Genomic DNA, 7096 nt, shown 5'->3' with positions numbered 1-7096 from the left:
GAGAAATCAATTCATTCGGACTTACCTTCTTCTAGCACCTCAGCAGGCTTCTGCTCATCTTCTTTTTTATCTTCTACTTTTCAGCTTCGCTTTTGATAATTGTGCCTGAAGAAGTCACTTTCAAACGACCATCAGGAGATTCCCCAATGACATAAGAATCCGGGTGTTTGTCTTCCCCGAAGAGTTTGTAAACTTCGACACCCCATTTCATTTGATAGTTCAGAGAACGGATCTTATTGATCGCATCGATTGCTTTTGTACGTGACTCGCTTCTCGCTCTGGAAACCTGATCTTCAAGATCGCTCCATCCCTGAGGTGGCTTTTTTTTGGACCTCCAATGAGCTTGATAGACGTATGCGACAGTGACGAGTGCGGCTTCTTCCGGATCCTTTGGTTCAGAACTTTGAGATACTTTAAAATTCATCATACATATTCTGGTGTCTCGTAAATTATTTCCATAAGTGTTCAAGAACTAAGTCAACGACGAGTGCCCTCGGCATCCAGCACCGGTTTATATTATTCCTGTGCATTCTTTTCCCTCATCAGCTTCGGTGAGAACTGCGCCGGTTCCGCTCCATTTTTCAGGCGCAGGTTCGCCCCCATCGAGCGTTTGTGGCTGAAGGGAACTCGATTGGCATCCGATTTTTCCAGGATCGCATGCAGGTCGGCCCGCATCTGTTGGATCCGTTTCTGCTGTTCTTTCTCGAAGATCAGATTGTGTTCTTCGAGCGGATCTTGCTCCAGATCATACAGTTCATCGAGATCCCAGATGCCATGATATTGAATAAACTTAAACCGCGGCGTACGCAAGGCGAACGTGGTCGGTGTCTGCGGGAAATTGAATTCCCAGTAATACTCGTACAAACTGTTTTTTCGCCAGTCGGATGCAGGCATGTTCCCGGCGGCCAGTTGCAGAAAGCTTTGCCCGTCCATTTGAGACGGCGTCTGCAGCCCCGCAGCGGCCAGGATCGTGGGGGCGATGTCAATATTCGCAACCACTTCTTTGACAACGGTTCCCGGTTTCCAGAGACCGGGGCAGACCCCTACCAGCGGCACGCGGATCGAGGCTTCATAGGCGGTCCGCTTGTCAATCAGACCGTGCTCGCCCCACTGAAATCCGTTATCTCCCATATACAGAATCATGGTATTCTCGCCATAGCCATTCTCATCGAGCCATTTCCGCACGCGGGCAATCGACTCATCGACACTCAACAGGGCTTCGCAGTAGAGCCGATAATGTTCTTCGATATCGGTGTCCTGGTGATAGGCAAAATCCACGCCGTGCCAGCTGTTGCGCTGATTTTTGAGCCACATCGGCTTGTTAAAATAGTTATCCGATGTATTCGCCATCGTTTTCGGAATCGGCATCGCCTTGTCTTTATAACGACCCGCATGTCGCTCAGCCGGATGAAACATGCCGTGCACCCCTTTATGCGACAGGTACATAAAAAACGGTTTGTCTTTCGGTTTGACACTTTCATTCAACCAGTTGATCGCGTAGTCCGTCAATTCATCTGTAATGTAGCCTTTTTGCGGTACCGATTTCCCGTCAACGTTGAGCGACCATTTTTTCAGATGCTCTGGTGGATAGTAGTGCCCCTGTCCGCGAAACGAGACCCACTTGTCGAAACCGGGCCGCGGATCATCAGAATGGCCACCCATATGCCATTTTCCGAAGAATCCAGTCTGGTAACCGGCGGCCTGCAGATACTGCGGAAAAAAGATCGTTCCCGGTTTCGCGGACACGTTGTTATCGACCACACCATGATTGTGCATATACTGGCCGGTGAGAATCGAAGCCCGGCTCGGCGAACAGAGCGAAGTGGTGACCATCGCATTTTTGAAATAAACGCCGTCTTTGGCCAGCGCGTCCATCGCCGGCGTTTCGACCCAGGGATGTCCTACAAAACCCATCACGTCAAAACGATGATCATCGGCGAGGATGAACACCACATTCTTTGGCTTCGCCCCCTCGATCTTTTCCAGCTTCAAGTCGGCTGCGGAAGCCGGACTGAGGATTGCAAAAAACAGTAAGCACATCAGAGAAATCAGTCGCATGAGTTCACCCGTTGTTCTAATTAGTTGATCGTTTGTAAAATCGAATCGAAATTTGCGGTTTATTCACCAAAAAATCAAAACCGTGTATCCGCGAGTCAGTTATGGAGAAACATCTGAGCTGGTCGCTTCTTTTTCGGAAGTTATCGTTTTCGGATCCACCTCCGCGTGATCTTTCGCTTTATCACGTTTTAGTATTTTACCGCCAAATGTGGCTCTCAGCTGGCCGTCCGGAGATTCGAGAATCACAAATTCGCTCGCATTCCCATATTGCTCCTTGATTGCCGACATATTGACTCCCCAGGTGACCTTATAATCTAAGGATTTGATTTTTTTGATCGCATCCAGCGCATTTTGTCGCGCGGGGTCCTGCAGGCCGGACGCATAAGTTTCCAGCGTTTCCCAATTCTCAGGTCCCGCTTCGTTCACGCTGGCGCTAATCGTATAGATGGCCGTCACGATGTCGAGTGCAGCTTCTTCAGGGCTCATGGGCTCCGAGGCCTTGGGAGGCGACGCAGACCGACCACAGCCGGCAACTAAAATCAGTCCCAACAGCAATATAAATACAAACCGAATACGAGCCATTTCCACCCTTAACTTTTTTAAAACGAGTTCTCGATCCTACTTCACAGTGAATACTCTCTGAATCCACACAAAAATCATAACGGGCCTCACAGTGGCTGTACACACAACCTCATTCAACTAAATCAGATTTTCTACCACACCGCTCACAGATGAATCTCCTCACACACTGGCACACGGCCCAAATCTTCCCATAATACAACCAGTTCAGAAAATCGATTCACTTCAGAACCGGAAATAACTTAGATGTATGACTGTGTGATTATCGGAGCAGGGCACAACGGGCTGGTCTGTGCACATCAACTGGCACGACAGGGGTGGAAGGTGCTGGTCCTGGAACGCCGCGACCTGGTGGGCGGTGCCTGCGTGACGGAAGAACTCTGGCCCGGTTTCAAGGTTTCGACCGCGTCTTATCTCGTCAGTCTGCTACTCCCCGAAATCGAACAGGAAATGCAGTTGGCCCGCTTTGGCTATCGCGTGCTGCCGCGTAATCCCAGTTCGTTCACCCCCCGCGCGGATGGAAAATCGCTGCTGCTGGGTCCCGACCTCAAGCAGAATCAGGCTCAGATCGCCCAGTTCAGCCAGCGCGACGCGGAACAGTATCCCCGCTACGAAGCCATGCTGCAGAAAATCGCCGAATGCCTGGAACCGGCGTTGATGCAGACGCCCCCCGATCTGCTGCCACTCCCCTCAACCTGGCGTTCCGTCGGATTGAGGAAAAAACTCCGCGATACTAAAACAGCCTACCACCTGCATCAATCGTTGAAACAACTGGGCGAGACGCTGCCCGAAGCCATCGAACTGCTCACCGGAGCCGCGCTGCCGATTCTCAATCGCTGGTTTGAATCGGACATCCTCAAAGCAACACTGGCAACCGACGCCATCATCGGGACTTTTCAGCCGCCGTCCGCGCCGGGCACCGCCTATGTGCTGCTGCATCATGTGATGGGTTCCGCCGGCGGGGCGCGCGGGGTCTGGGGTTATGTCGCAGGGGGCATGGGGGCGTTGAGCCAGGCGATGGCGGCTTCTGCGCAAGAAGCAGGCGTTGAGATCCGGACCGGCATCTCTGTCGAGGAAATTCTCATCACCGATCAGAAAACGACGGGCGTCAGACTTTCCACCGGCGAGATCATTCCTACCCGCGCCGTCGCTTCCAACGCCGACGCGCATGTGACATTCGAAAAACTGATCCCCGACGGCACACTGCCCGAATCATTTCAAAACGCGGTCAGCCGCATCGATTACAGTAGCGCCAGCATGAAAATCAATCTCGCAGTCAGCGAACTGCCCGACTTCACCTGCCTGCCCGGTAAGAGTGAACCCGGCCCGCAGCATCGGGGGACGATTCACATCGGCGCGACCTGTGAAGAAATCGAACGCGCTTATGACGATGCCAAATACGGTCAGCCATCACAGCAGCCGATTATCGAAATGACCATCCCCACGGCCGTCGACACCACGCTCGCTCCTCCGGGACAACATATCCTGTCTCTGTTCGTGCAATACGCGCCCTACAAATTAGCCAGCGGCAACTGGGACGAGATCAAAGAGGACTTCGCCGACCGCTGCATCGCGCGGATTGCGGAATTCGCGCCGAACGTCCCCGCATCGATTCTGCATCGTCACATCCTTTCCCCCCTCGATCTGGAACGCACTTTCAGCCTGACCGGGGGAAATATTTTTCAAGGCGCAATGCCCGCACATCAGTTATACAACATGCGGCCCGTCGCCGGCTGGAGCGATTACCGCACGCCGATTGAAGGCCTCTATCTGTGCGGCAGTGCCGCCCATCCCGGCGGAGGCGTCATGGGGGCCTGCGGTCGTAACGCCGCACGAGAGATGCTTCGCGACGGAAAAGCTTAACAGTCCGCGACTCTGTATGTTGCACTGAGTCATAGACTCTGTCTCTCTGCTCCAAAACCGACAGCCATTCTAATCCGCTTTGTCGCTATTCTGATTCGCATTTCAGACGATTGCGCAAATCGACCCTGCGATCACTGATGATCTCTCGTATAATCGCCGAAAGATAACACCAGAGACCGATCTCTTTCAATACACCATGCAGGTTTTACCTCACCAACGGTTTCTGAGCCACCAGATCACGGTTTGGCTGAAATACCCGTGGACATAATATTATTTGGAGAAATACCGTGAAACGCCCCTTCATATCCCTCGCTATTCTGGCACTGTTCTCAGTCTCCGTACTCACTCCTTCCAGTTCCTCCGCTTGTACGGGCATCACCATCAAACCGAAAGACGGCTCGGTTATTTTCGGGCGCACGCTGGAATTCGCCATGGACCTGCAATCCAATGTGATCATCATTCCCAGAAACAAAGCGTATGTGGGATCAGCGCCCGATCAGAAGCAGGGGCTGCACTGGAATTCTCAATACGGCATGGTCGGCATGAACGCGTTTGACCTGCCCATTATTGCGGATGGCATCAATGAAAAAGGGCTGCACGTCGGCATTTTTTATTTTCCCGATTACGCCGAATATCAGGACGTCAGCACGCAGGAACTCGCAAAGACTATCAGTCCGATGGAAGTCCCGCTCTATCTCCTGGGAACCTGCGCGACCGTCGATGAAGTGACTGCTAAAATCAAACAGATCAAAGTCGGCAAAGTCGTCATGCCTCAGATGGGGGGCGTTCCTCCGTTTCATTACATCGTCAGCGATGCCGGTGGTAAATCGATCGTGCTGGAATACGTCAACGGGAAATTGAACCTCCACCAGAACCCGCTGGGGGTTTGTACCAACGCCCCCACTTTCGACTGGCACATGACCAATCTCGGAAATTACGTGAATCTGTTAACGAACAACGTCGCCAAAATTGAAATCGAAGGTCAAACCATCCAGGGTCTCGGCCAGGGGAGTGGAATGCTCGGTCTGCCCGGAGACTTCACACCGCCGTCCCGTTTCGTTCGCGCCGTCGCATTTTCGGCAAGCGTATTTCCCGTCGATACGGCTCGGGAAGGCATTCTGCAGGTCTTTCATGTTTTGAATCAGTTTGACATTCCCAAAGGAGCCGCTCGCGGAGATGAGAACGGTAAAGTCTCCGCCGATTATACCCTGTGGACGAGCGTCTCTGATTTGAAGAATCAGCGTTACTACTTCCGCACCTACGACGACAGCACCATCCGCATGGTGAATTTGAACAGTTTCAACCTGGACGGCGATCAAATCCAGACGATCTCCATTCAAGGGCAGGAACAAATCATCGATGTCTCGGGCTGTGCGAAATAGGGCGTGGTTAAAAAAGGTGCCAGGAACCTTAAATGTAAGATTCCTGACAATTTTTGTATGACTCCTGTTTCAAGGCTGTACCAGTTCGACGTCCACTGTATAGAACATCGACTGTGCCTCTTCGCCATGCACCTGCCGGATAAGCATCTTACCGATTTCCTGACCGTAGTCTTCCGGCGAAAGGCAGGCGCGAATATGCGGAAACGGGCAAGGCGTAATGTCACGCGCAAAACGATCCGCTACCACGAGAGCAGGGCGTCTTGTTTTAGGGAATGACAATTCCTCAACGGCCGCCGCAATCGCTTGAGCCGCCGGTTCCGAGCGACAGAGGATTCCCAGTTTTCCGGACGACTGTTTGATGACGTCCAGCGCCGAAACCTGAATCGCCCGGTCATCGGCGGGCAGACAGCGCACGCAGAGTTGATCAATGCCGAAACCCGCTGTGCTCATTTCCCGCTGCACCGCGTCCAGCAGTCTGTGATCGCCGGCCGTCACCTGATCACGCAGTACAACCAGAATCCGCTGGCACTTCTGCTGCCGCAACTGCTGAAACAGCAGTCTACCGATCCGGCTTTGATCCCGGTCAATATGCGCCAGCCCGGTGATCGAAGGCTGCAATAACCCGTTGACCACCGTCGGCAGACCGCTCTCTTCCAGAATCCGTTGCACGCCCACCTGCGCCCGCTGCAAAACAAAACCTTCCGGCTCCCGCGATTTGAGCGCCCGATTCACAATCTCTTCCACATACGTTTCTTCATCCCGGTGCGGCAAAAAATTGAACTGCAGTTCGGCTTCCGGCAACTCTTTTTGAATGCCGAGCAGAATCCCGTCCGCCAGCAGCCCTTCACGTTCCAGATATTTCTGATGCACCACCAGATGCACGCGATTGAGAGTCTGCGTTGTCGCATTCATCTCCGGGTCAGCGATAAACGTTCCCGCGCGCTGTCTTCTGATCAGCACGCGTCGCTGCGTCAATAATTGCAGTGCCCGGTTCGCCGTCGTTCCGCTCACTTGAAACGAACGCGCGGTTTCACTCGTCGTGAAATACGGATCGCCGGGTTTTAATTTTCGACTCTGTATATCGGACTGAATGCGGTCGGCCAGATCAATAATGGCTGGTTTCATTGACGAACATCATTCTCTTGAAAAAATGCGTTTTTTGCTTTCATTTTGCTTCCTGTTTCTATAATATTACACTATAGATAATAATATCG

General features: G+C 52.5%; 6 protein-coding genes. 2 read left to right on the top strand and 4 right to left on the bottom strand.

The window, feature by feature from the left end; genetic code table 11:
• Positions 1 to 73: 73 nt before the first annotated feature.
• The 3 genes from Q0294_RS23050 to Q0294_RS23040 form a co-directional block, all read right to left on the bottom strand.
• Complete coding sequence (locus Q0294_RS23050; RefSeq protein ID WP_299470181.1) at positions 74 to 427, bottom strand: hypothetical protein; 354 nt, start codon at positions 425 to 427, stop codon at positions 74 to 76.
• Positions 428 to 516: 89 nt separating this feature from the next.
• On the bottom strand, positions 517 to 2058 hold the full coding sequence (locus Q0294_RS23045) for a sulfatase (protein WP_299470179.1): 1542 nt from the start codon (positions 2056 to 2058) through the stop codon (positions 517 to 519).
• Between the two features lie 99 nt (positions 2059 to 2157).
• Positions 2158 to 2640: a hypothetical protein gene (locus Q0294_RS23040; protein ID WP_299470177.1), complete on the bottom strand. Its 483-nt coding sequence runs from the start codon at positions 2638 to 2640 to the stop codon at positions 2158 to 2160.
• A gap of 243 nt (positions 2641 to 2883) precedes the next feature.
• Between Q0294_RS23040 and Q0294_RS23035 the strand changes: the two genes are divergently transcribed.
• Both Q0294_RS23035 and Q0294_RS23030 read left to right on the top strand, forming a co-directional pair.
• A complete protein-coding gene (locus Q0294_RS23035) occupies positions 2884 to 4500 on the top strand; it encodes an NAD(P)/FAD-dependent oxidoreductase (protein ID WP_299470175.1) in 1617 nt (538 codons plus the stop codon).
• 287 nt (positions 4501 to 4787) lie between these two features.
• Positions 4788 to 5882: a choloylglycine hydrolase family protein gene (locus Q0294_RS23030; RefSeq protein ID WP_299470173.1), complete on the top strand. Its 1095-nt coding sequence runs from the start codon at positions 4788 to 4790 to the stop codon at positions 5880 to 5882.
• 69 nt (positions 5883 to 5951) lie between these two features.
• Here Q0294_RS23030 and Q0294_RS23025 read toward each other — a convergent pair whose 3' ends face one another.
• Positions 5952 to 7007: a GntR family transcriptional regulator gene (locus Q0294_RS23025; RefSeq protein ID WP_299470171.1), complete on the bottom strand. Its 1056-nt coding sequence runs from the start codon at positions 7005 to 7007 to the stop codon at positions 5952 to 5954.
• Between the last annotated feature and the right edge of the window lie 89 nt (positions 7008 to 7096).

The organism is uncultured Gimesia sp., assembly GCF_937919775.1.
GTDB lineage: Bacteria > Planctomycetota > Planctomycetia > Planctomycetales > Planctomycetaceae > Gimesia.
This window is presented reverse-complemented; position numbering and strand designations above follow the sequence as displayed.